Raw genomic sequence first — 22,677 nt, 5'->3', positions numbered from 1 at the left:
AGCAGCCCCACCTCGTCGCGGCGCTCCGTGCCCGTGACACTCACGTCCAGATCGCCCGCAGCCAACCGGCCCATCGCTGACGTCATCGAACCAAGCGGACGCGTCACGCCGTAGATCATGATCGCGCCGATGAGGCCGAGAGCCGCAATGATGCCGAGAGCTGCGGAGGACATCAGCATCCAGGAGGTGCTGGAGGCCAGTGCATCCGCGTCGTCGGCAGCCTGAGCCAGAGACTTCTTGGCTCCTTCGATGCGCTCGGCGAGAAGCCCTCGGATCTTGATACGAACGTCCCGGCCTTCGCCACTGGATATCTTGAGAGCGCCCGAGTCATCGTTCACACGCGCCCGCTCGATGCTCTTTTCCATGAAGCCGAAGTAATTCGTAACCTGCGTCTTCACCTCGGAGTAGTTGGCTTTCCGCTCAGCTGTATCAGCGAGAGCCAGAAGCTCATCCGCATGCTGGAGTGCCGAGTCCTTGTACTTATCGAACTGCTTTGCGGCTGAATTCATCAAGTCGCCAGGCTCGTACAGGATGATGTTTTTCTCCTGGATCGAGGCTTCATTCACCTCAGCGTTGATCTGGAGCGTCAGCACTTGGCGCGCGACTTCCTGCTCAACCAATTCCTGCGTGTCCTCTGCCATGTGGTTCAGACCGACATCGGCAAGGAAGATGAGACCGACTGTGATCGCTACGAAGATGGTGACCGGGATGGCCAGCTTTGTGAGAAGCTTCAAATTATTGAGGAAACGCATCGTCTTTCAGTGACCTGCCCGCATCACCGCGGAGGGCGCGTACCCCCCTGGCACGCAATATTCAGGTGAAAAGACCATTAGATATATAAGTAAATGATAGATTAACTGAAACTAATAAACGCTACTGAATAAATTCTTTAGGTATTACTACGTATATCAAGGTTCACGTCTAAACTTTTTATGCTAATACTTGTTTGAAATCGGCGCTGATCGCCCGGACCTGACGTAGAGGTTCTTTTAGGTAGATCCCTCTCCAGCTTGAGATGACTACCGCTCCAGAACCTGCGCGGTGCCCCGGACCTGATCCATGACACACCGGATGTCAGCCACCCCAGCAGGCATTCTTTTCAGGGCTGGCGCTACTCCGCGGCCTCGCTGTGCTCCTGATCCCCAGTGAACTGCAGCCGCGCGAGCCGCGCGTAAAGGCCGCTCTGGGCAAGCAGCGCCTCGTGGGTCCCCTCCTCGACGATCCGGCCCTGGTCCATGACGAGGATCCGGTCGGCGGAGCGCACAGTGGCGAGGCGGTGGGCGATCACCAGGGTGGTGCGGCCTTCCATCAGGCGGTCGAGAGCCCCTTGAACCTTGCGCTCGCTCTCCGCATCCAGCGCCGAGGTTGCCTCATCGAGGAGCAGGATCGGCGCATCCTTCAAGATGGCCCGGGCGATGGCGAGGCGCTGGCGCTGGCCGCCGGAGAGCGTCACGCCGCGCTCGCCGATCATGGTCTGGTAGCCCTGCGGCAGGGCCCGGATGAAGCCGTCGGCGGAGGCGAGCTCGGCGGCGCGGCGCACGTCGTCCTCCGTGGCCTCTGGCCTGCCGTAGCGGATGTTGTCGAGGACGCTCGTGGCGAAGATCGTCGGCTCCTGCGGCACGAGGGCCATGCGGGCACGTAAGCTGACGGGATCGGCCTCGTGGATGGGAACGCCGTCGACCCAGATCGAGCCGCCCTGGGGGTCGTAGAAGCGCAGCAAAAGCTGCAGGATCGTGCTCTTGCCGGCGCCCGAAGGCCCAACGATGGCGACCCTTTCGCCGGAACTCACGGTCAGGCTCAGGCTGTGGAGAGCCTGCTGCTCGGAGCGGGTCGGATAAGCGAAATGCACGTCCTTGAACGACACCGTACCCAGCGGCGGGTTCGGCAGGGGCTTCGGGTTGCGCGGCGCCTCAATGGCGGGTTTGGCGGCGAGGATCTCGCCCAGACGCTCCGCCGCGCCGGCAGCCTGGGCGAGCTCGCCATAGACCTCCGAGAGCTGGCCGAGGGAGCTTGCGGCAAAGACCGCGTAGAGCACGAACTGCGACAGCCGCCCGCCCGTCATGGTGCCGGCGAGCACGTCCTGCGCGCCGTACCAGAGCACCGCCACGACGCTGGCCGAGACCAGGAAGAGGCCGGCGCCCGTCAGAAACGCCCGCATGGTGGTGGAGAGCCGGGCTGCGCCGAAGGCCTCCTCGGCGGCGGCGGCGAAGCGGGCTGCGGTGGCGCGTTCCATGCCGAAGGCCTGCATGGTTCGCACGGCCCCCACGGCCTCCGCCGCATAGGCCGAGGCGTCGGCCAGGCGATCCTGCGCCGCCCGCGACCGGCGCCGCACGGCACGGCCCGAGAACACCAGCGGCAGAACGATGACCGGGATGGCGAGCAGCACGAGGGCCGAGAGCTTCGGGCTCGTGATGATCATGAGCACCGTCGCGCCCAGGAACAGGAACAGGTTGCGCAGCGCGATCGAGATGCTCACCCCGAAGGCCGCCTTGACCTGGGTGGTGTCGGCGGTAAGCCGCGAGACAATCTCGCCGCTCTTGGTCTGGTCGAAGAAGGCCGGATCGAGGGACGTCAGGTGCCGGAACACGGCGGCGCGCAGATCCGCCACCACCCGCTCGCCGAGCGTAATGACGCAGTAATAGCGAAGCGCGCTGGCCAAGGCCAGAACGCCCACGACCCCAATCAGGAGGACGAAATAGGCGTTGATGTAGTCGCGGCCCTGGTCCGAGAAGCCGAGATCGATCACCCGGCGCACCGCGATGGGAACGATGAGCGTGGCGCCGGACGCCATGACTAGAGCGGCCAGCGCCGCGGCGATCCTGCCCTTGTAAGCGAGGCCGTAGGGAATGAGCGGTCTCAGAGCGCTGAGTGCGGCCTTGGAGCGGGATGGGTCGGAGGGCAAATCGGCCATGTCAGCCTTCGTTGACGGAAAATCGCGGACCGGAGCTGCTTCCATTGGCACGGAAACAGCCCTTTTCTTTTGAGCTGCCTCAATTTTCGACGGCGAACCAAGCTCGCCCGGCCGAAAAGTGCTCTGGGACGGTTTAGCACCTTTGCCCCGGCTTGTTTCAACCACTTAAGTGAGGTATAGGCGCGCATTCATTAATTCAGGCTCGATCTCACATTGCGGGCTGACCAGACTTGGCTGGCCGCGAGAAGGACTATGGCAATGGCGCGCAAAGCAACCGAACATCCCGACTACCACTTCATCAAGGTCGTCATGACCAACGGCACCGAGTATCAGACCCGGTCGACCTACGGCAAAGAGGGCGACACCCTCAACCTCGACATCGACCCGAGCACCCATCCGGCCTGGACCGGCGGTTCGCAGCAGCTGCTCGACCGCGGCGGCCGCGTGTCGCGCTTCAATTCGCGCTTCGGCGGCCTGGGCCTCGGCGCCAAGAAGTAACCGGGCGCTTGGCGCATCGTGCGGAAAAGTGGGCCCGGTTTTCGCTAGCGCGGCCCTCCGGGTCCGGTCCACACGATGCGCTGCTAAAGCGCCGGTTGTTTCAACCAGGAATGTAAAAAGCCCCGCTCAAGCGGGGCTTTTTCGTTGGCGGCGGATGTCTCTCACTCAGCTGGCCCGAACGCCTTTTCCAGCATGCCGAGTTGGGCCGCAATCGGGTTGAGCGCTGCGGGGCGGGGGGTGGATCCCGCCTCGGCGATCAGGCGCTCCAGATGGAGGATGCGGGCGTGGAGGCGGGTTGCAAGACCCATGAGCTCCCGCAGGCGCTCCGGAAGCGCCTCATAATCCTCAATGCTCGTTTTGGTGTCCGACGAGTTCAGGCGAACCCTGTTCTTCTCATTCTGGGCCTGATCGGAGGAGATCTCCCCTTCGGCAACCGCCCGCTGCAGCAGGAGCCAGGAGGCGACCTGCATCAGCCGGGTGGTGAGCCGCATGCTTTCGCTGGCATAGACGAGGCTCGCCTGGCGCTCCAGGTGCCGGGATTCCTCCCGGCCCGGACCGTCGAGATAGGCGGCCGTCTCCTCGATCAGCTCCATGCCTTCCTGAAACAAGGCCCTGAAGGCATCGGACCCTACAAAACTCTGCCCGAACCGGACAGGATCGACACCAAGCTGGATCACGTCGGGCTCGTTCACGCGTCTCTCCCAAAGACCACTCCTCCGCCGGGAGCGGAGGGCTGCAACTCATGAGAGGATTATAGGACGGTTCGTGGAGACTTGCCTCGGTAACCTCTTCTTAAGGTTAAGCCGGTTCACAAAAATCGAGCCGCTCGTGGCGGCTCTTGAAGTCTAACAGGGAAGCGTCAAACAGAGTGAGCCTCTAAGCCACTCAGCATCCAGGGAGAAATCTGGATGCCTCAATCATGCTTGAGAATGGTTAATGCGCGGTTAAGCCCCTAAGCCTGCCCGAGCTTGAAGAAGGCGCTCGCGGCGGCAAGGGAACTTTCCTTCTTGGCCTTCGCCTCCTGAAGACGGGCGACCTCCCGCTCAAGCACCTCGACGCGCTCCTCAAGCTCATCGACGGAGAGCATCGACAGGTCCTGGCCGATTTCATGTGCGCTGACGATGCGCCGCGGTTCATCGGCGAAGGGATCGAGGGCCATGGCATTCTCCTCTTCAAGGTTGGTCATCAGGTTAGTTCGGCATGCATTCCTTGCCAACGGGGCCTATATCCCGGGAGAGTGTTGACCAAAGGAGGGAAAAATGGGGCAGATTCCGGACATGATGCGCGCAGTCGTTGCGGAGGGAAGCGGCGGACCCGAGGTGCTCAAGGTCGTCCAGCGCCCCGTTCCCCGGCCCGGAGACGGTGAAATCCTGGTGCGCGTGAAGGCGGCGGGCGTAAACCGCCCCGACGTGCTCCAGCGCCAGGGCGGCTATCCGCCGCCCCCCGGAGCACCGGATATCCTCGGACTCGAGATCGCCGGCGAAGCCGTTGGGGCAGGTCCCAGCGCCGGGCGCTTCTCCATCGGGGAGCCCGTCATGGCCCTGGTGCCGGGCGGTGGCTATGCGGAATATGCTCTCGTGCACGAGAGCAACGCCCTGCCGGTTCCCCCAGGCCTGTCCTTTGAGGAGGCCGGGGCGATCCCGGAGACCTATTTCACGGTCTGGACCAACGTATTCGACCGGGGCCGCCTCCAGGCGGGCGAAACCTTCCTGGTCCATGGCGGCACCTCCGGCATCGGCACCACGGCGATCCAGCTCGCCAAGGCCTTCGGTGCTACGGTCATCGCAACAGCGGGAAGCCGGGAGAAATGTGACGCTTGCCTGCGGCTTGGCGCCGACAGCGCGGTCAACTACCGGAGCGAGGATTTCGTTGCGGCCGTGAAGGAGGCCACCGGCGGCCGGGGCGCGGACCTGATCCTCGACATGGTCGGTGGCGATTACATTCCGCGCAACTACGACGCGGCGGCCCAGGATGGACGGATCGTGCAGATCGCCTTTCTGCACGGCCCCAAGGTCGAGGTCGATTTCCGCCGCCTCATGGTCAAGCGGCTGACCCATACGGGCTCGACCTTAAGGCCGCGCTCACCGGCGGAAAAGGCAGGCATCGCCCGTGCGCTCGAGGACAAGGTCTGGCCGCTGCTCGCCCAAGGCCGTTGCCGCCCGGTCATGGACTCGACCTTCGCCTTCGAGGATGTGGCCAAGGCTCATGCCCGGATGGACGGGGGCGAGCATATCGGGAAGATCGTGCTGACCCTCTGACGCCAAGGGGAGCACTGGACCCAATAATCTGAAACCAATTTCCGGGTCCGGTGCTCAAATATTTGCAACATCGCGGCACGATCCCTATAATCATCCCGTTTCCCTCACAGCGTGAGACGAGATGCTCCGGTCCGCACCGGTTCGGAGCGCAAGAGAGTTTTGCCGTGCGGCGCCGAAATGTCCGGCGCCCGGCCTGAAGGAGGTTCGCTTACATGTCCCAGGGACCGCTGATGCCGAAGGCGACAGCCGTTTGGCTTGTCGAGAATACATCGCTGTCGTTCGACCAGATCGCCGACTTCTGCAAGCTCCACCCGCTCGAGGTGAAGGGCATTGCCGACGGCGAAGTGGCCGCGGGCATCAAGGGCGCGGACCCCATCTCCATGGGCCAGCTGACCCGCGAAGAGATCGAGAAGGCGCAGGGTGACACGAACCACCGCTTGCGGCTGGCAGAGTCGCGGGTGAAGCTGCCGGAGCAGAAGAAGATCAAGAAGGGCCCGCGCTACACCCCCGTGTCGCGGCGCCATGACCGCCCGAATGCGATCCTCTGGCTGGTGCGCAACCATCCGGAGCTCAAGGACGCGCAGATCATGCGGCTGGTGGGCACCACCAAGACCACGATCCAGCAGGTCCGCGAGCGCACCCACTGGAACTCGGCGAGCCTCGCCCCCATGGATCCGGTGACGCTCGGCCTGTGCTCGCAGATCGACCTCGATTTCGAGGTGCAGCGCGCCGCCAAGGATCGTCCGCAGGTGGAAGCCCAGGATCATGGCGGCACCCTGATGCCCGCGGAAGTCTCAACGGCCCCCGAGCGGGTCGACCCCTTCGCTGATATGAGCCGCCCGAAGCCGGTTCAGGAAGAACAGATCGACGTCAACTCGGTCTTCGCCAAGCTCAAGACGCTCAAGCGCGACGACGAAGACGAAGAGTAAGTTTCATGCAAAAGGCCCGGAGCGATCCGGGCCTTTTTGTTTCTGGTAAGCCGTCATCCCGGACGGCGAAGCCGATCCGGGATCGTTCAAACCAGCCTAGCACTGTCATCCCGGGGCCGCGTTAGCGGAGCCCGGGATCCATAGCCGCTGACGATGCAGAATAAGGCGCGTCGCTGCTCGCATCGTCCTGAAGCGTCGTGGTTATGGATCCCCGCCTGCGCGGGGATGACAGTGTTGAGTTTCTGGCGCCTCATCCTGCACCCAATCCCGGATCGCCTGCGGCGTCCAGGATGACAATTCGGCAACTTTACCCCGCCAGTCCCCTCGCCTTCAGCACCTCCCCGATCTCCTCAAGAATGATCGGATCGTCGATGGTGGCCGGGGTGGTCCAGGGATCGCCATCGGCGATCTTCTTCATGGTGCCGCGCAGGATCTTGCCCGAGCGCGTTTTCGGCAGCCGCGGCACGGTGATGGCGAGCTTGAAGGCGGCCACCGGCCCGATCTTCTCGCGCACGAGGCTGATGAGATCCTTCTCGATCTCCTCGGGGGTCTTCTGCACGCCGGATTTCAGCACCACGAAGCCACAGGGCACCTCGCCCTTGAGCGCGTCCTTCACGCCGATGACGGCGCATTCGGCCACTGCCGGGTGGGAGGCCAGAACCTCCTCCATGCCGCCGGTCGAGAGGCGGTGGCCCGCCACGTTGATGATGTCGTCCGTGCGGCCCATGACCCAGACATAGCCGTCCTCGTCGATATAGCCCGCATCCGAGGTGTTGTAGTAGCCGGGATAGACGGAGAGATAGGCCTGCCTGAACCGCTCCTCCGCCTGCCAGAGGGTCGGCAGGGCGCCGGGCGGGAGCGGCAGCTTGATGACGATGGCGCCCATGGTGCCGGGGGCGACCTGCTTGCCGCCTTCGTCCAGCACCTGCACCGTGTAGCCGGGAAGCGGCACTGTGGGCGAACCGTGCTTGACCGGAAGCGCGCCGAGGCCCAACGGGTTGCCCACCACCGGCCAGCCGGTCTCGGTTTGCCACCAATGGTCGATGACCGGGACCTGCAGGATATCGTCGGCCCATTTCACCGTGTCGGGGTCCGCCCGCTCGCCCGCGAGGAACAGAGCGCGGAAGGCCGAGAGATCGTATCCCTTCAGGAGTTCCGCGCCGGGATCCTCCTTCTTGATCGCCCGGAAAGCGGTCGGCGCCGTGAACAGGGTCACAACCCCATGGTCTGCGATCACCCGCCAATAGGCGCCGGCATCGGGCGTGCCCACCGGCTTGCCCTCGTAGAGGATGGCCGTGCAGCCATGGAGCAGCGGGGCATAGACGATGTAGGAATGGCCCACCACCCAACCCACGTCGGACGCGGCCCAGAATACCTCGCCCGGCTCGATCCCGAAGAAGTTCCCCATGGACCATTTCAGCGCAACCATGTGGCCGCCGTTGTCGCGCACGACGCCCTTGGGCTTACCGGTCGTGCCCGAGGTGTAGAGCACGTAGAGCGGATCGGTGGAGGCGACCGGCACGCACTCGGCCTGCTTGCCCGCCTGACGGGCATCGGCGACGGCCTTCTGCCAATCGAGATCACGGCCCTCGACGAGGGAAGCCGCGCATTGCGGCCGCTGGTAGACGAGACAGGCATCGGGCTTCGAGGCCGAGAGCGTGATCGCCTCGTCCATGAGCGGCTTGTAAGGAATGGTGCGGGCGCCCTCGATGCCGCAGGAGGCCGAGAGGATCGCCTTCGGCTTGGCGTCGTCGATGCGCGTAGCAAGCTCCTTGGCCGCGAAGCCGCCGAACACCACCGAGTGGATCGCGCCGATGCGGGCGCAGGCCAACATGGCGAAAGCCGCTTCGGGAATCATCGGCATGTAGATGACGACGCGGTCACCTTTCCGGACACCCATGTCCTGCAGCACGGCGGCAAGCGTCGCCACCTCGTCGCGCAACTCGGCATAGGAGATGCGGCGCTTGGAGTTCGTGACGGGGCTGTCATAGATGATCGCCGCCTGATCGGCGCGGGTGGCCGCATGCCGGTCGACGGCGTTGTAGCAGGTGTTGCAGACAGCTCCCGTAAACCACGTGCCGTAGGCGCCCGATGCTGCGTCGAAGATCTTGTCGGCGGGCTTGATCCAGTCGATCTCGCGCGCGGCCTGAGCCCAGAACCCTTCCGGATCGGCTTTCCAGCCGGCATAGACCTCATGATAACGGCTTTGGGTCGATGACATGGCGTTTCCCCGTTGCGTTCACGGCATGAGACTTCGAATGGCCAGTGTGGTAGCAGGCGGTTACGTCGTGGTCAGCGGAGACTTTCGGCGAGTCCTGCTTTCGGCGAGTGCCCGTGTGATCACCGATCCTCTCTTCTATGCCGCGGCCATTCCCGCCGTGACGCTCCTCGGTCTCGCCAAGGGTGGCTTCTCGGGCCTCGGGATGCTCTCCCTGCCGCTCATGGCCCTGGTGGTCTCGCCCGTGCAGGCAGCCGCCATCACCCTGCCGATCCTGATCGTGCAGGATGTGGTCTCGGTCTGGGCCTATCGCTACACCTGGGATAAGCGCAATGTCGTGATCCTGGTCGTGGGCGCCACCTCGGGGATCGTCACCGGGTATCTTCTGGCCGCTCAGGTGTCCGATGCGGCGATCAAGCTTGCCGTCGGGTTGATCTCCATCGCCTTTGCGGCTCGCCGCCTGGTTCTGGAGCGGGGCGGACGGGAGCCGAAGGCGACGCCCGCCGACGTGCCGCGCGGGATGTTCTGGGGCTGGGTGACGGGTTTTACCAGCATGATCGCCCATGCGGGCGGACCGCCGTTCCAGATCTACGTAATGCCGCAGCGCCTGGCGCGCGACGTCTTCGTCGGCACGGGCGCAGTCGTGTTCGCGCTGATCAACTGGATCAAGGTGCCACCCTATCTGGCGCTTGGCCAGATGACGGCCGAGAACATGGCGACGGCCGGAGCCCTCTTTCCCGTGGCGATCGCCTCCACCTGGGCCGGAGTGGTGCTGGTGCGGCGCGTGTCCGGCCAGCTCTTCTATACGGCCGTCTATGTGCTGCTGGTCTTCGTGGGGGCCAAGCTCGTCTATGACGGAGCGGCCGCACTTCTCTGAAGAAACCCAGCAAAAAGCCGCCACTTCGGATGAAGAGACGGCTTCTTGAGGGTGGGAATATTGAGGAAATGCGCGGCTAGTGCACCGCCGATTCGGAGCTTCTCAGTCGTGAGATCTCGTCCTTGAGCTGAAGCTTCTTTCGTTTGAGTTCTGCCAGCCTCATGTCATCTGCGGAGGGTCGGTTGAGGGTATCCTGGATCTCGCGCTCGATAGCCCGATGCTTCCGTTCCAGTTCCGTCAGGTGATTCTGCAGTGGCATGTCAGTTCCTCCTATGTGATCTCTGACCCGGATATTGTGGCAGCCCGAGTGTGGCGAGTCGAAGGCAAAATTTGCAAAATCGAGAGTAGAAGATGCTTTGACGATCTTGCTCTCCACAGACCCGCAGAGCATACTTCCGCCCCTCTTGGCCCGGCATTCATAGACGGCTTGGCATCTTAGGTATTTTGAATGACCGAACTGGCTGAAATGGAGGCGGAATTGGCCCGCCTCAAGCAGGAACACCGCGATCTCGATATGGCCATCGATGCGCTGGAGAGCATGGTCGCCGGCGATCAGCTGCAGGTTCAGCGCCTGAAGAAGCGCAAGCTCTCCCTCAAGGACCAGATCATTCGGCTGGAAGACCAGCTCACCCCCGACATCATCGCCTGAGAATTCCGGTACGAGGATCCGTATCTCCCTTGCCTGCCGGGGGCGCCTTCGCTATTCGGGCTGGACACCAAAGGCCCTGAAGCCGGAGCGACGCCATGGCCGGAACCCCCATTGCCATTATCATGGGCAGCCAGTCCGACTGGGCCACCATGCGCCATGCCGCCGAAACCCTGGAGGCGCTGGGCATTCCTTACGACGCCCGGATCGTTTCCGCCCATCGCACCCCGGATCGTCTCTATGCCTTCGCCAAGAAGGCCAAGGCCGACGGCTTCCAGGTGATCATCGCGGGCGCCGGAGGCGCGGCTCACCTTCCCGGCATGACCGCCGCCATGACCCCCCTGCCCGTCTTCGGCGTGCCGGTGGAATCCAAGGCCCTCTCGGGCCAGGACAGCCTGCTGTCCATCGTTCAGATGCCGGCCGGCATCCCGGTCGGGACGCTCGCCATCGGCCGGGCCGGGGCCGTCAATGCGGCGCTCCTCGCCGCGGCCGTCCTCGCCCTTCACGATCCGGCGCTGGCCGACCGCCTCGACGCATGGCGCACGCGCCAGAGCGAAGGCGTGGCCGAGCGCCCCTCCGATGAAAGCTGACACGCCCATGATCCGCCCCGGCTGCACCCTCGGCATTCTCGGCGGCGGCCAGCTCGGGCGCATGATCGCCATGGCGGCCGCGCAGCTGGGCCTGAAGACCCATGTCTACGCCCCGGACGACAACAGCCCGGCCTTCGAGGTGGCGGCCGAGTGCACCGTCGCGGCTTATGAGGACGAGGCGAGCCTCGTGCGCTTCGCCAAGGCCGTGGACGTGGTGACCTATGAATTCGAGAACGTGCCGAGCGAGACCGCCGCGATCCTGAGCACCCACACCCTGCTGGCCCCCAATGCCCAGGCCCTGGCCGTGTCGCAGGACCGGTTCCTGGAAAAAAGCTTCATTGCGGGCCTTGGCATCGATGTCGCCCCCTTCGCGGCCTTCTCGGATGAGGCCGAGCTCATGGAAGCGCTCGATCGCATCGGCCGGCCTGCCGTGCTCAAGACCCGGCGCTTCGGCTATGACGGCAAGGGGCAGGTGATGGTCAGGCCCGACACCGATCCTGCCGCCGCCTGGGCGGAGATCGGCCGCGCCTCCTCTATTGTCGAGGGCTTCGTGCCCTTCGAGCGGGAAGTCTCTGTGGTGGCCGCCCGCACCGCCTCCGGGGCCTTTGCGGCCTACGATCTCTGCGCCAACGAGCACAGCCAACACATCCTCGACACCACCCGGGTTCCCGCCGGCGTCTCGCAGGAGACGGCGGAGCAGGCGGTCCGCATCGCCCGCTCCATCGCAGAAGCCTTGGACTATGTGGGCGTGCTGGCAGTCGAGATGTTCCTGGTCACGGAAGGCGGGCGCGAGCGCCTCGTGGTCAACGAGATCGCCCCGCGGGTGCACAATTCGGGCCATTGGACCCTGGGCGGCGCCGTAACGTCGCAGTTCGAGCAGCATGTGCGCGCCGTCTGCGGCTGGCCGCTCGGCGACAGCGCCCGCCTCGGCCGTGTTGAGATGAAGAACCTGATCGGGCACGATGCGGATGCCTGGGAGGAGATTCTGGCTGAGCCGGGCGCGCATCTGCACCTCTACGGCAAGGCCGAGGCCCGGGCCGGCCGCAAGATGGGGCATGTGACCAGGGTATTTCCGGAACAGGATTGAACCTTTTTCAGGCCCGTCGATTGTCTTTCTGGCCCGGCGCATTTCTTAGGCGGCAACCCTGGACAGGCAAGGCTTCTTCTGATACTGACGCCGGCCAGATAGAGGTGCGCCTGACGCGCCTCCTTTGTTTTTTATCACAATCGAAACGGTTCAAATACGAGGAATTCGCGTGCAGGTTCTTGTCCGGGATAACAACGTCGATCAGGCGCTCCGCGCTCTCAAGAAGAAGATGCAGCGTGAGGGTATCTTCCGCGAGATGAAGCTTCGCGGCCACTACGAGAAGCCGTCTGAGAAGAAGGCCCGCGAGAAGGCTGAGGCCGTTCGCCGCGCCCGCAAGCTGATCCGCAAGCGCATGCAGCGCGAAGGCCTTCTGCCTTCGAAGCCGCGCCCGACGACGGGCGGCCGCTAAGCTCTCAATCGAGCCATCGGCTGGACTATCGGTTGTGAAACAGCGCCCGACGCGCAAGCGGGGCGCTGTTTGCATGTTTGGGCCTCCCCTCCTGCGACCCGATGCTCCGCCCGAACGGCAAATTCCCCCTCAGGCGCCTTTTTGATGCCTTGTTTCACGGCTGTTAAGGATTTCCCGCCAGAGTGCCGCCTCCTGGTACTGAGTAAGAAGCTGGAGACGAACGTGTTCGCCCCATCGATCCGCCGTTTTGCCCCCTTGAGCCTGACCCTAGTCGCCCTCGGTCTTTCTGCCTGCGGTACGACGGGCGGCGCCCCGACCCAGCGCATCGCCGTGGTGGAAGAGGACACCCAGGGCACGAGCACGGTCAACATCTCGTCCCTTTCGGACGTGATTCAGCGCAACCCGAACGATCCGAGCGCCTACAACACCCGCGGCGCGGCCTATGCCCGCGTGGGCAATTACAGCAGCGCCATGACCGACTTCACCAAGGCGGTGCAGATCGATCCGAACTACGCGCCGGCCTATACCAACCGGGCGCTGGCCCTGCGCCAGACGAACCGCAACGACCAGGCACTCGCCGACTTCACCCGGGCGATCCAGGCCGATCCGAATTACGGCCCGGCCTATATCGGCCGCGCCAATCTCTACCGCGCTCAGAACCAGTTCCAGGAAGCCCTCAGCGACCTGAACATGGCAACGCGCCTCCTGCCCGAATCGGCCGAGGCACTGCATTCCCGCGGCCTGCTCTATCAGCGCCAGGGCATGCACCAGCAGGCGATCCTCGACTTCGACGCCACCATCGACCGCAACCCCTTCGTGGGCGCGCCCTATGCGGCCCGCGGCCAGAGCCTCGTGGCCACGAACCAGTACGACAAGGCCATCGAGGACTTCAACGCGGCCCTCAACGTCGATGCCAAGGACGCTAATTCCTGGGCATGGCGCGGCGTGGCCATGGAGCGCAAGGGCGACAAGAGCCAAGCCCTCGAGAGCTATTCGCGGGCTCTCACCATCGACAACAGCAACAGCGTCGCCCGCCAGGGTTCGTCCCGCCTGCAGGGCGGCGGTGTCGCCGGTCTGTTCCGCTCGTAGCGCATCGTGCGGAAAAGTGGACCCGGTTTTCCGGACCACACGATGCGCCAACCAAAAGATTGGTTAGGGCGCGGCGGCATGAACCCCGCCCCTCCCCTGCGGGCAATCTCCGACATCGAACGGCTTCTCGAAGCGCATGTAGCCTCGCATGCGCTTCTTTTGCATGTGGAGAGCATCCAGCTTCCCGACGCCTGGATCGGCGCGGGCTTCATCCGCAACAGCGTCTGGGACGTGCTGCATAGGCGCACCATCGACGTGGCGCGTCTTGCCGATGTGGATATGCTCTACTTCGACCGTGATGACACCAGCAAGGCGCGGGAGGCCGAGATCGAGCGCAGGCTGCGCATGCTGGCACCAGGCATTCCGTGGTCCGTGAAGAACCAGGCGCGCATGCACCTGCACAACGGCGATGCGCCCTACCACAATACTGCCGATGCCGTGGCTCACTGGGCCGAAACGGCGACCGCGATCGCAGCCCGCACGGTCGAAGGCAGGGTCGAGGTGATGGCGCCCTACGGTATCGACGACCTTCTGAACCTGATCGTGCGCCCGACGCCGGTTTTCGGGCATAAGATGGACATCTATCGCGAGCGGATCATCACGAAGGATTGGCCCGCCCGCTGGCCGAAGCTGACCATGCTGATGTCATGGCAGGAGGCCTATCCGGCTTCTCACAATTCCTTCGACAGGATCGACACGTAGGGCACGAAGCCGAAAGCCCGGTAGGTGCGCTCGGCCCGCTCATTGGCCACGAGGGCGCCGATGACGAGGCGCTTGTGTCCGGCTTCTTTCGTCAGGCGCTCGGCCTCGTTGAGCAGCATCTGGCCGATGCCGCGTGCGCGCCAGTCATTGTGCACGATCAGGTCGGTCACGGTGCCATGGTTGCGTACATCGTCGATCACGTAAGCGGCATCCTGATCGAGCGAAAAGCCCATGGCGGCAATGACGATCCCTTCCGCCTCCGCCAGGATGATGCGGCCGTTGCGGCGCGACAGACGCTGCATCAGCTCGTCGTAATATTCCTCGGCCGCAGCGTAATCGCGGCGGCGGTCACCGACGAGATCGGCCTCGAAGACATTGAGCTGATGAATCAGCTCGACGACGGTGCTCCGGTCGGCAGGAAGAGCGGTGCGGAGGGAGATGGAGGGCATGGGACGTCCGAGCAAAGCGCGACAGAGACGGCGTTAAAGCAGATTTCTCGTTTTCCGTCACCGTTCCACCGTCATTCCGGGTCGCCCGAAGGCGAGCCCGGAATCCATAACCGCTAACAATGCAGGAAGAAGCGTAACGCTGCTCGCTCCCTCGTAAGGCGTGGTGATTATGGATTCCGGGCTCTCGCTACCGCTCGCCCCGGAATGACAGTGGGAATGTAACGAGAAACAAAAAATGCCCGGCACGAAGGCCGGGCATGAAACGCTTCTCCGATCACCCGATCAGAGATTTTTCAGAATCTCGTCGACCACCTTCTTGGCGTCACCGAAGAGCATCATGGTGTTGTCGCGGAAGAACAGCTCGTTTTCCACGCCCGCATAGCCGGAGCCCATGCCGCGCTTGATGAACAGCACGGTCTTGGCCCGCTCTACATCGAGGATTGGCATGCCGAAGATCGGCGAGGCCGGATCGGTCTTGGCGGCCGGGTTCGTCACGTCGTTGGCGCCGATGACGAAGGCGACATCCGCCTGGGCGAACTCGCCGTTGATGTCCTCGAGTTCGAACACCTCGTCATAGGGAACATTGGCTTCCGCCAGCAGCACGTTCATGTGGCCAGGCATGCGGCCCGCCACTGGGTGGATGGCATATTTCACTTCCACGCCTTCGGCCTTCAGCTCGTCGGCCATTTCGCGAAGCGCGTGCTGCGCCTGAGCCACCGCCATGCCGTAGCCCGGCACGATGATGACTTTGGAGGCGTTCTTCATGATGAAAGCGGCGTCATCTGCCGAACCCTGCTTCACGGGCCGGGTCTCGACCGCACCGCCGGCTGCAGCCCCTGTGGTCTCGCCGCCAAAACCGCCGAGGATCACCGAGATGAAGGAGCGGTTCATGCCCTTGCACATGATGTAGGACAGGATCGCTCCCGACGAGCCCACCAGCGCGCCGGTGATGATGAGCGCGAGGTTGCCGAGCGTAAAGCCGATGCCAGCCGCCGCCCAGCCCGAATAGGAGTTGAGCATCGACACCACCACCGGCATATCGGCGCCGCCGATGGGGATGATGAGGGTGACGCCGAGCACGAAGGAGACCAGCACGATCAGCCAGAAGGCTGCGTGGCTCTCGGTGCGGATGAAGGCGACCAGCAGCACCAGCAGCAGGAGGGCCAGACCGATGTTGATGAGGTGCCGGCTCGGCAGCATGATCGGCTTGCCAGACATGCGCCCGTCAAGCTTCAGAAACGCGATGACGGAGCCGGTGAAGGTGATGGCCCCGATGGCCACACCGAGCGCCATCTCGAAGAGCGAGCCGCCATGGATGGTGCCCTCCGCCCCGATGCTGAAGGCCTGCGGCGCGTAGAGCGCGCCTGCCGCCACCAGCACCGCCGCGAGCCCCACCAGGGAGTGGAAGGCCGCCACGAGCTGGGGCATGGCCGTCATGGGCACGCGCCGGGCGATCACCGCGCCGATGCCGCCGCCGATGGCGAGCCCCAGGATTACCAGCGCCCAGCCGCCGAAACCGCTCGGGGGCGAGACGAACAGGGTGGTGAGGATGGCGATCCCCATGCCCACCATGCCGTAGAGGTTGCCCTGCCGGGAGGTGGTGGGGTGCGAGAGGCCCCTCAGGGCCAGGATGAACAGGACGCCGGAGACGAGGTAGAGGATCGAGGCTAGATTGGCCGACATCGCCTCATCCCTTCTTGCGGTACATGGCGAGCATGCGCTGGGTCACCAGGAAGCCGCCGAAGATGTTGATGGACGCGAGGATCAGGCCGATGAAGCCGAGCGCCCGGGCCCAGATCGGGCCTTCGCCAAGGCTCGGTGCTACATTGACCCCCACCGCCAGGACGGCGCCGACCACGATCACCGACGAGATGGCGTTGGTCACCGACATCAATGGCGTGTGCAGGGCCGGTGTCACCTGCCAGACCACGTAGTAGCCGACGAAGATCGCCAGCACGAAGATAGCCAGGCGAAACACCGTGGGGTCCACCGCCCCGTGGGTGACAACTGCTGCGGCGTGGCCTGCCGTGTCGGCCAGCTGGTCTGCGATGGACTGGGCCGATTCAGCGGCACGGCGGGCGGCCTCGGCCGCCGCTCGGGCCTGCTCGACAGCCTGTTCGGGCGTGAGTGCCATGATGTCCTCCCTGGACGGTTTAAGCGGTCGGCTGGAAGGCGGTGTGAACGATGGCGCCGTCGCGGGTCAGGCAGGTGGCCTTGACCAGCTCGTCGTCCCATTTCACGGCCAGTTCCTTGGTGTCCTTGTTCACCAGCGTCTCGACGAAGGCATAGAGGTTCTTCGCGTAGAGGCTGGAGGCCGTGGCGGCGAGGCGCCCCGGCACGTTGAGGTGGCCCACGATCTTCACGCCGTTATGCTCCACCACCTGGCCGGGGATTGCGGCCTCGCAGTTGCCGCCGCGCTCCACCGCCAGATCGACGATCACCGAGCCCGGCTTCATGGATTCGACCATGGCGCGGGTGACGAGCTTGGGAGCCGGGCGGCCCGGGATCAGGGCCGTGGTGATGACGATGTCCTGCTTGGCGATATGGGCTGTCACCAGCTCGGCCTGCTTGGCCCGGTACTCCGCCGACATTTCCTTGGCATAGCCGCCGGCCGTCTCGGCCTGCTTGAACTCTTCGTCCTCGACCGCGACGAACTTGGCGCCCAGGCTCTCCACCTGTTCCTTGGCGGCGGGGCGCACGTCGGTAGCGGTCACCACCGCGCCGAGGCGGCGCGCCGTGGCGACGGCCTGGAGGCCGGCGACGCCTGCGCCCATGACGAAGATGCGGGCTGCCGGCACGGTGCCGGCTGCGGTCATCATCATCGGGATGGCCCGGCCGTATTCGGCAACGGCGTCGATGACGGCGCGGTAGCCGGCGAGGTTGGCCTGGGAGGAGAGCACGTCCATCACCTGGGCACGGGTGATGCGGGGCATCAGTTCCATGGAGAAGGCGGCAACCTGCGCATCGGCCAGGGCCTTGAGAGCCGTGTCCTGGCCGTAGGGATCCATGATGGCGATGACAAGCGCGCCGGGCTTGGCACCGGACAATTCGCCCTCGGCCGGGCGGCGGACCTTCAGGATGACGTCCGCATCCTTGAGGGCATCGGCGGCACTGGCCGCCACCGAGGCGCCCGCGGTCTCGAACTCGGCATCGGGGATGCCGGCCTTGGCGCCCGCGCCGGCCTGGACGACCACATCCGCGCCGAGCGTTTTGTACTTCTTGACCGTCTCGGGGGTGGCGGAAACACGGGTCTCCGCTCCATCGGTTTCGGAGAGAACGGCGATCCGCATTTTAGCCCCCCTGCGATTTGGTCAATGGCTTGAGATCAAGCTCTTGTCTCGTGTCGGTGGAAACTCCCGCGGCTCAGTAGAAGACGAGCGCCAGGAGAAGAAGAACGCCGACGGCTGCGGGAGCACGCACCCCGATGGAGGGAGCCATGGCCCCGAGCCCGCCTGCGGCCAGAGAGAGAACGACACCGAAGATGGATGTCAGCCAAGCATGCTTGATGCCGCCGACGGCCAGCGCCAGCACGAAGCAGATCACAACGGCGGTGCTGATTTCAGCGAACTGAATGAATCCGTTGTAGGTCGCCTCATGGGCGCGGCTGTCCATATCCGGACTATAGCCCCCATGCGGCGCATGTTTTGTATCGGCCATGATTCAAAGCCCCGTTTGAGCGTCACGTGTTAATTGCTGCGTTTACCGCATGCGGTGAGGAGCCGCAATCTTTCGAATGGCTCCCGGCGGAACTTTATCAATGTTTCGTGGAATTATTGGATCCCCAGAAAGTCGCGCCATTGAGGCAGGCACACGGTTTCGTAATCGTATTTCGCGACGGCGATCCGGCGGGCCTCGGCGGCCATGGCGGCGGACTTCTCCTTCTCGGCCAAGGTCTCGCGCACCCGCTCGGCCAGGGCCTTCTCGTCGAAGAAGGGGAAGAGACGGCCGTTGACCCCGTCCTGGATGATCTCGCGCACCGGCTCCGTGTCGGAGGCCACGATCCGGCATTCGAGCGCCATGGATTCGATCGACGACCAGGACAGCACGAAGGGATAGGTCATGTACACATGGGCCGAGGAGACCTGCAGCACCTTCACGAACTGGTCGTAGGGCAGGTTCCCGACGAAATGGACCCGTGACCAGTCAACCGGGCGCTCGATCCTGGCCTTGAACACGTCGAACCAGGACTGCCCACCCGGAGCGGAGCCGGAATAGCTGGTGCCCTTGCCGCCGATGATCACCACCCGGAGTTCGGGGTCGATGTCGAGCAGGTAGGGCAGGCTCTTGAAGACGATATGGGCGCCCCGCATCGGCTCGATGTTGCGGGTTACATAGGTGACCACAGGACTATTGCGGGTCAGCGGAGACCCATCCTGGCCGAGCCTGATCCGCACATTGCGGTCGGGGACGAGCCGCTTGGTGTCGATGCCGTCATGAATGATGGCGAGCCGGTCGCGCAGATATTCCGGGAAGGTGTCGCGCTGGTAGCGGGTGGGCGCCACAGCGAGATCGGCCGCGTCCAGGGCGCCGAGCTGCATGGAGTTCTTGAGGCGCAGGCGCCAGATCACCTCCTCGTTGGTGACCGGGAACTCGGGGTCGAAATCGAGATCCTGCCCCTTGGCATGGTAGTAATACTCGAAATAGGCGACGTGCTTGGCCTTCGGCCAGATGTCCTTCAGGAACAGGTTCTCGCCCCAGCCCGTATTGACCACCACCACGTCCGGCTCAAAGCCCTGCTCGGCGAGCGCCTTGGCCCTGTGAGCGACGCCGTAGGCCCGGCGCAGGCGTGGAATCACGGGAGAGTAGCGGTTCTGGAAGGGCGCATCCTCCGGCCCCGGCACGGCGTCGTAGGAGAAGTACTTCACGCCCGGAATGGAGCATTGCTTGACCATCCCTAAGCCCACGACCTCATGGCCTTCTTCGGCAAAGGACCGAGACAGGCGCAGGAACTGGCCCGGAAAGTTCTGGTGAACGAAAGCGATCTTCATCGGCTGCCCCCTCAAGCCTCCTACGACCTTCAAGGCTCGCAAGAGGCTTCGAGTGTTCTTGTCTGGTCGCATTTTCAGGCGAACCGGAGTCCACTTCGCCTGAAAATGCTCTTCCCTACCGTCATGCCCTAAGGCCGAACGGCGGAAGATGCAACCTCATTACACGGGTTTTGGTAAACCGGAAGCTGCCAGAACTTCCCCCTGCCTCTGCTCCAGCTTCTCCAGAGAGAACCGCTCGATCTCGTTCTCGAAGAGGTGGTGGTAGTTCAACTCGGCCTTCAGGTGCAGGAAGACGGCGCCCAGACCCACCGCGGCCCGGTCCATGAAGACGAACTCGCGCGGGACCGTGACCGGCCCCTTTTCCTTGAGAGCCTTGTGCACCTCGAAGGCCTGCCGGCGGCCGTATTCGCCGGGCTTGACCCCATCGGCCACGGTGCGAATCCGGTCGTCGAGCAGCGGGGCATAGATGAAGCGGGCCCAGATGTTGAGGATGTCGATCAACTCGTTCGACAGGCTCTTGAAGCCCCAGGTCTCGTAGGCATGGACGATGCGGGCACGGTCGTCGGTCTGCAAACCCCGGTAGAGATCGACCACGCCACCGACGAAGCGCGGGTGGAAGATACGGACGCAGCCGTAATCGAGGAGGTTGATCCCCCTTGCCTCCCCGTCCTCGGAGAAGACGGTGTAGTTGCCGAGATGCGGATCGCCATGGATCACAGCCGCATGGCTGAAGGGGTGCCACCAGGCCTTGAACATGGCCACCGCCAGCCGGTTGCGGATCTCGACCGGGGCCTCCGTGAACCCTAAGATCTTCTCGCCTTCGAGCCATTCGAGCGAAAGCAGCCGCCGGGTGGACAGCTCCGGATGAACCCGCGGCACCCGAACCTCCTCCACGTCGGACAAGGCCCGAGCATAGAGCGCCGCGTGCTTGGCCTCGCGCTCGTAATCGAGCTCCTCGCGCACCCGCTCGCCGATCTCCTTGGCGATCTCGCGGGTATCGATGGCCGGGTCCATGCGGCGGTGGACGGCAAAGACCCATTCGAGCTGGCTCAGGTCCGCCTCAACGGCCGATTGCATGTCCGGGTACTGGAGCTTGCAGGCGAGCGCCTCGCCGTCCTTCGTGGTCGCTCGATGCACCTGGCCGAGGGAGGCGGCGGCCGAGGGGTTGAGCTCGAAGGAGCCGAACCGGCCCTGCCATTGCGGCCCCAGCTCCGCCTGCATGCGCCGCTTGACGAAAGCCGCCCCCATGGGCGGCGCCTCGCTCTGGAGCTTCTGCAGCTCGGCGGCATATTCCGGCGGGATGAGGTCGGGGATGGTGGCGAGCAGCTGCGCCACCTTCATGATCGGGCCTTTCAGGCCGCCAAGCGCCTGCGCCAGCACCGCGGCGTTCGAGGCATCGCGATCATCGCCCCCGAACAGGCGCGATCCGGCCATGCGGGCCGCCACCCCACCCATATTCGCCCCGACCCGGGCATAGCGGGCAGCGCGCGCGGAGAAGCGGTTCGCTTCGCGGTCGGACTCGGCCATATCGTGAGATCTCTTGCTCTGAACTGGAGAGCTTAAGATATGGCGTGCAGCAGCGACCGCCAGGGTAGTGCGGCTTCACGACCTCGGGCTGGCTGCGGCTGCGAAGAGCGGCATGGGCTCGCTCAACCCCTTGAGGGGAAAGGCGCCCCGATCCTCCAGGTGCAGGCTGGAGCCGGCCACGAGATCACGCACCGTGCGCGACACCAGGACTTCGTGGCCATCGGCCAGCGCGGCGATGCGGGACGCGATGTGAACCGCGATGCCGCCGATGTCATCATCCTTCATCTCGATCTCGCCCGTATGGACCCCGCAGCGGACCTGCAGCCCCAGGACCCGGAGTGCCTCGACGATGGCGCCCGCGCATCGCACGGCCCGCGCGGGACCGTCGAAAGTCACGAGGAACCCGTCGCCGAGCGTCTTGATTTCCCGGCCTTTGAAATGGCCGATCTCATCACGCACGATCCGGTCATGCTGGTCGAGGAGCGTGCGCCAGCTGCGGTCTCCCATTTTCTCGGCCTTACCAGTCGAATCGACAATGTCCGTGAACAGAACCGTCGCCAGCACACGGTCGGGTTCGCTCTCTCCATGTGTGCCGGTAAGAAACTCCTCAATCTCATCGGCCACCGGGCTCGCATCATTGGCCCACAGGAGATGGTCGATGCCGGGGAACTCGACAGACTTGGCGCCGGGAATGTTGGCCGCGAGATAGCGGCCGCCCTCGACATTGACCCGCGTGTCGCCTACCCGGTGCAGGACGAGAGTCGGGACGCGGATCGACGGCAGAATGTGACGCACGTCGATCTGGCTGTTCATGCGCATGAGGGTGATGACGGAGGATGGGCTGGCGCTTAGCCGTTCGAAGCGCGCCCACCATTGCCGGAAGCGCTCGTCCGCAACCTTCGTCGGTGCGAAGGCGGCAAGGCTCTCGCCCTGCCCCCAGGTCCGGTCGATCTTGTCCAGAAACGTCTCGAAACGGTCGCGTGGCAGAACCCAGGTGTGAAAGTCAGCATAGGTGCCATAGAGGATCAGCCCCTGCGTCCGCTCCGGATAGGTCGCGGCAAAGAGCATGCTCATCGCGCCCCCTTCGGAAATGCCGAAGAGCGCCGCCTTTGTGCTTCCCACCGCATCCATCACCGCGCGCACGTCATCCATGCGCTCTTCCAGGGTAGGCAGGTTTCCGAGGCGATCCGAGAGGCCGGTTCCCCGCTTGTCGAACAGGATGAGGCGGCTGAACGCGCTCAGCCGGGACAGGAAGCGCGCCATGTTGGGCTCGTCCCAGTAGAGATCCAGGTTCGAGATGAAGCCCGGCACGAAGACCAGATCGAGCGGCCCCTCGCCGATGACCTGATAGGCGATCCGGAGATCGCCGCTCCTGGCATAATGCGTGTCGACCGGCATGGCCCGGCTCCCGAACTGGCATTCCGACGAAGAGTGCGGAAGCCGGTGGCGTTCAGGCGAGAGAGTCCACCCTCATAGTGCCAGCACTAGGGCGCTCGGCC

At 64.3% G+C, this 22,677-nt stretch carries 24 protein-coding genes; 10 read left to right on the top strand and 14 right to left on the bottom strand.

Annotation, left to right across the window (positions count from 1 at the left end):
* The coding region (locus JKL45_RS15920; protein ID WP_201862531.1) for an MCP four helix bundle domain-containing protein at positions 1-752 on the bottom strand (752 nt) is incomplete at its 3' end.
* Between the two features lie 359 nt (positions 753-1,111).
* A complete protein-coding gene (locus tag JKL45_RS15915) occupies positions 1,112-2,911 on the bottom strand; it encodes an ABC transporter transmembrane domain-containing protein (RefSeq protein WP_201862530.1) in 1,800 nt (599 codons plus the stop codon).
* Between the two features lie 258 nt (positions 2,912-3,169).
* On the opposite strand from JKL45_RS15915, the gene rpmE reads away from it, so the two are divergent.
* The gene (gene rpmE / locus JKL45_RS15910; protein ID WP_201862526.1) at positions 3,170-3,409 is read left to right on the top strand and encodes a 50S ribosomal protein L31; all 240 of its coding nucleotides are present in this window, start codon (positions 3,170-3,172) and stop codon (positions 3,407-3,409) included.
* Between the two features lie 161 nt (positions 3,410-3,570).
* Here the strand turns inward: rpmE and rcdA are convergent, their stop codons facing one another.
* Positions 3,571-4,101: a protease adaptor protein RcdA gene (gene rcdA / locus JKL45_RS15905; protein ID WP_201862524.1), complete on the bottom strand. Its 531-nt coding sequence runs from the start codon at positions 4,099-4,101 to the stop codon at positions 3,571-3,573.
* Between the two features lie 260 nt (positions 4,102-4,361).
* Positions 4,362-4,595: a DUF1192 family protein gene (locus tag JKL45_RS15900; protein ID WP_376771040.1), complete on the bottom strand. Its 234-nt coding sequence runs from the start codon at positions 4,593-4,595 to the stop codon at positions 4,362-4,364.
* Between the two features lie 73 nt (positions 4,596-4,668).
* On the opposite strand from JKL45_RS15900, the gene JKL45_RS15895 reads away from it, so the two are divergent.
* Both JKL45_RS15895 and JKL45_RS15890 read left to right on the top strand, forming a co-directional pair.
* Positions 4,669-5,667: an NAD(P)H-quinone oxidoreductase gene (locus JKL45_RS15895; RefSeq protein WP_201862522.1), complete on the top strand. Its 999-nt coding sequence runs from the start codon at positions 4,669-4,671 to the stop codon at positions 5,665-5,667.
* A gap of 212 nt (positions 5,668-5,879) precedes the next feature.
* Positions 5,880-6,596, top strand: a complete 717-nt coding sequence (locus JKL45_RS15890) for a DUF1013 domain-containing protein (RefSeq protein WP_201862520.1) — start codon at positions 5,880-5,882, stop codon at positions 6,594-6,596.
* A gap of 307 nt (positions 6,597-6,903) precedes the next feature.
* On the opposite strand, the gene JKL45_RS15885 is transcribed toward JKL45_RS15890, so the two are convergent.
* Positions 6,904-8,817, bottom strand: coding sequence for a propionyl-CoA synthetase (locus tag JKL45_RS15885; protein WP_201862518.1), 1,914 nt, complete (start codon positions 8,815-8,817; stop codon positions 6,904-6,906).
* A gap of 37 nt (positions 8,818-8,854) precedes the next feature.
* On the opposite strand from JKL45_RS15885, the gene JKL45_RS15880 reads away from it, so the two are divergent.
* Positions 8,855-9,691, top strand: coding sequence for a sulfite exporter TauE/SafE family protein (locus JKL45_RS15880; RefSeq protein ID WP_210345787.1), 837 nt, complete (start codon positions 8,855-8,857; stop codon positions 9,689-9,691).
* A 76-nt stretch (positions 9,692-9,767) separates the two neighbouring features.
* Here JKL45_RS15880 and JKL45_RS15875 read toward each other — a convergent pair whose 3' ends face one another.
* The gene (locus JKL45_RS15875) at positions 9,768-9,950 is read right to left on the bottom strand and encodes a YdcH family protein (protein ID WP_201862516.1); all 183 of its coding nucleotides are present in this window, start codon (positions 9,948-9,950) and stop codon (positions 9,768-9,770) included.
* Between the two features lie 189 nt (positions 9,951-10,139).
* Between JKL45_RS15875 and JKL45_RS15870 the strand changes: the two genes are divergently transcribed.
* From JKL45_RS15870 to JKL45_RS15845, 6 genes are all read left to right on the top strand, one after another.
* The gene (locus JKL45_RS15870) at positions 10,140-10,340 is read left to right on the top strand and encodes a YdcH family protein (RefSeq protein WP_201862514.1); all 201 of its coding nucleotides are present in this window, start codon (positions 10,140-10,142) and stop codon (positions 10,338-10,340) included.
* 95 nt (positions 10,341-10,435) lie between these two features.
* The gene (purE, locus tag JKL45_RS15865; protein WP_201862512.1) at positions 10,436-10,927 is read left to right on the top strand and encodes a 5-(carboxyamino)imidazole ribonucleotide mutase; all 492 of its coding nucleotides are present in this window, start codon (positions 10,436-10,438) and stop codon (positions 10,925-10,927) included.
* Positions 10,917-12,014, top strand: a complete 1,098-nt coding sequence (locus tag JKL45_RS15860; protein ID WP_201862510.1) for a 5-(carboxyamino)imidazole ribonucleotide synthase — start codon at positions 10,917-10,919, stop codon at positions 12,012-12,014. The genes purE and JKL45_RS15860 overlap by 11 nt, the downstream gene beginning before the upstream one ends.
* 169 nt (positions 12,015-12,183) lie before the next feature.
* Positions 12,184-12,423, top strand: coding sequence for a 30S ribosomal protein S21 (rpsU, locus tag JKL45_RS30495; protein ID WP_190846124.1), 240 nt, complete (start codon positions 12,184-12,186; stop codon positions 12,421-12,423).
* Positions 12,424-12,645: 222 nt separating this feature from the next.
* The gene (locus tag JKL45_RS15850) at positions 12,646-13,512 is read left to right on the top strand and encodes a tetratricopeptide repeat protein (RefSeq protein ID WP_201862508.1); all 867 of its coding nucleotides are present in this window, start codon (positions 12,646-12,648) and stop codon (positions 13,510-13,512) included.
* A gap of 42 nt (positions 13,513-13,554) precedes the next feature.
* Complete coding sequence (locus JKL45_RS15845) at positions 13,555-14,214, top strand: nucleotidyltransferase family protein (protein ID WP_201862506.1); 660 nt, start codon at positions 13,555-13,557, stop codon at positions 14,212-14,214.
* Here the strand turns inward: JKL45_RS15845 and JKL45_RS15840 are convergent.
* The 8 genes from JKL45_RS15840 to JKL45_RS15805 all read right to left on the bottom strand — a co-directional run bounded on the left by JKL45_RS15840 (position 14,184) and on the right by JKL45_RS15805 (position 22,576).
* Positions 14,184-14,663, bottom strand: a complete 480-nt coding sequence (locus tag JKL45_RS15840; RefSeq protein ID WP_201862504.1) for a GNAT family N-acetyltransferase — start codon at positions 14,661-14,663, stop codon at positions 14,184-14,186. The genes JKL45_RS15845 and JKL45_RS15840 overlap by 31 nt on opposite strands.
* Positions 14,664-14,945: 282 nt before the next feature.
* Positions 14,946-16,346 carry an NAD(P)(+) transhydrogenase (Re/Si-specific) subunit beta gene (locus JKL45_RS15835; RefSeq protein ID WP_201862502.1) on the bottom strand — a complete coding sequence of 467 codons (1,401 nt, stop codon included), beginning with the start codon at positions 16,344-16,346 and terminating at the stop codon, positions 14,946-14,948.
* A 4-nt stretch (positions 16,347-16,350) separates the two neighbouring features.
* Positions 16,351-16,797: a proton-translocating transhydrogenase family protein gene (locus JKL45_RS15830; protein WP_036355015.1), complete on the bottom strand. Its 447-nt coding sequence runs from the start codon at positions 16,795-16,797 to the stop codon at positions 16,351-16,353.
* 19 nt (positions 16,798-16,816) lie between these two features.
* Positions 16,817-17,953 (bottom strand): Re/Si-specific NAD(P)(+) transhydrogenase subunit alpha, encoded by a 1,137-nt coding sequence (locus JKL45_RS15825; RefSeq protein ID WP_201862500.1) that lies wholly within the window; start codon positions 17,951-17,953, stop codon positions 16,817-16,819.
* A gap of 73 nt (positions 17,954-18,026) precedes the next feature.
* Positions 18,027-18,320, bottom strand: coding sequence for an aa3-type cytochrome c oxidase subunit IV (locus tag JKL45_RS15820; protein ID WP_201862498.1), 294 nt, complete (start codon positions 18,318-18,320; stop codon positions 18,027-18,029).
* A 113-nt stretch (positions 18,321-18,433) separates the two neighbouring features.
* Positions 18,434-19,651: a glycosyltransferase gene (locus JKL45_RS15815; RefSeq protein WP_201862497.1), complete on the bottom strand. Its 1,218-nt coding sequence runs from the start codon at positions 19,649-19,651 to the stop codon at positions 18,434-18,436.
* A gap of 159 nt (positions 19,652-19,810) precedes the next feature.
* Positions 19,811-21,178: an ABC1 kinase family protein gene (locus tag JKL45_RS15810; RefSeq protein WP_201862495.1), complete on the bottom strand. Its 1,368-nt coding sequence runs from the start codon at positions 21,176-21,178 to the stop codon at positions 19,811-19,813.
* 75 nt (positions 21,179-21,253) lie between these two features.
* The gene (locus JKL45_RS15805) at positions 21,254-22,576 is read right to left on the bottom strand and encodes an adenylate/guanylate cyclase domain-containing protein (RefSeq protein ID WP_201862492.1); all 1,323 of its coding nucleotides are present in this window, start codon (positions 22,574-22,576) and stop codon (positions 21,254-21,256) included.
* Between the last annotated feature and the right edge of the window lie 101 nt (positions 22,577-22,677).

Source organism: Microvirga soli (assembly GCF_016734765.1).
GTDB lineage: Bacteria > Pseudomonadota > Alphaproteobacteria > Rhizobiales > Beijerinckiaceae > Microvirga > Microvirga soli.
The sequence above is the reverse complement of the archived record's forward strand: the minus strand, read 5'-3'. Positions and strand labels throughout refer to the sequence as shown.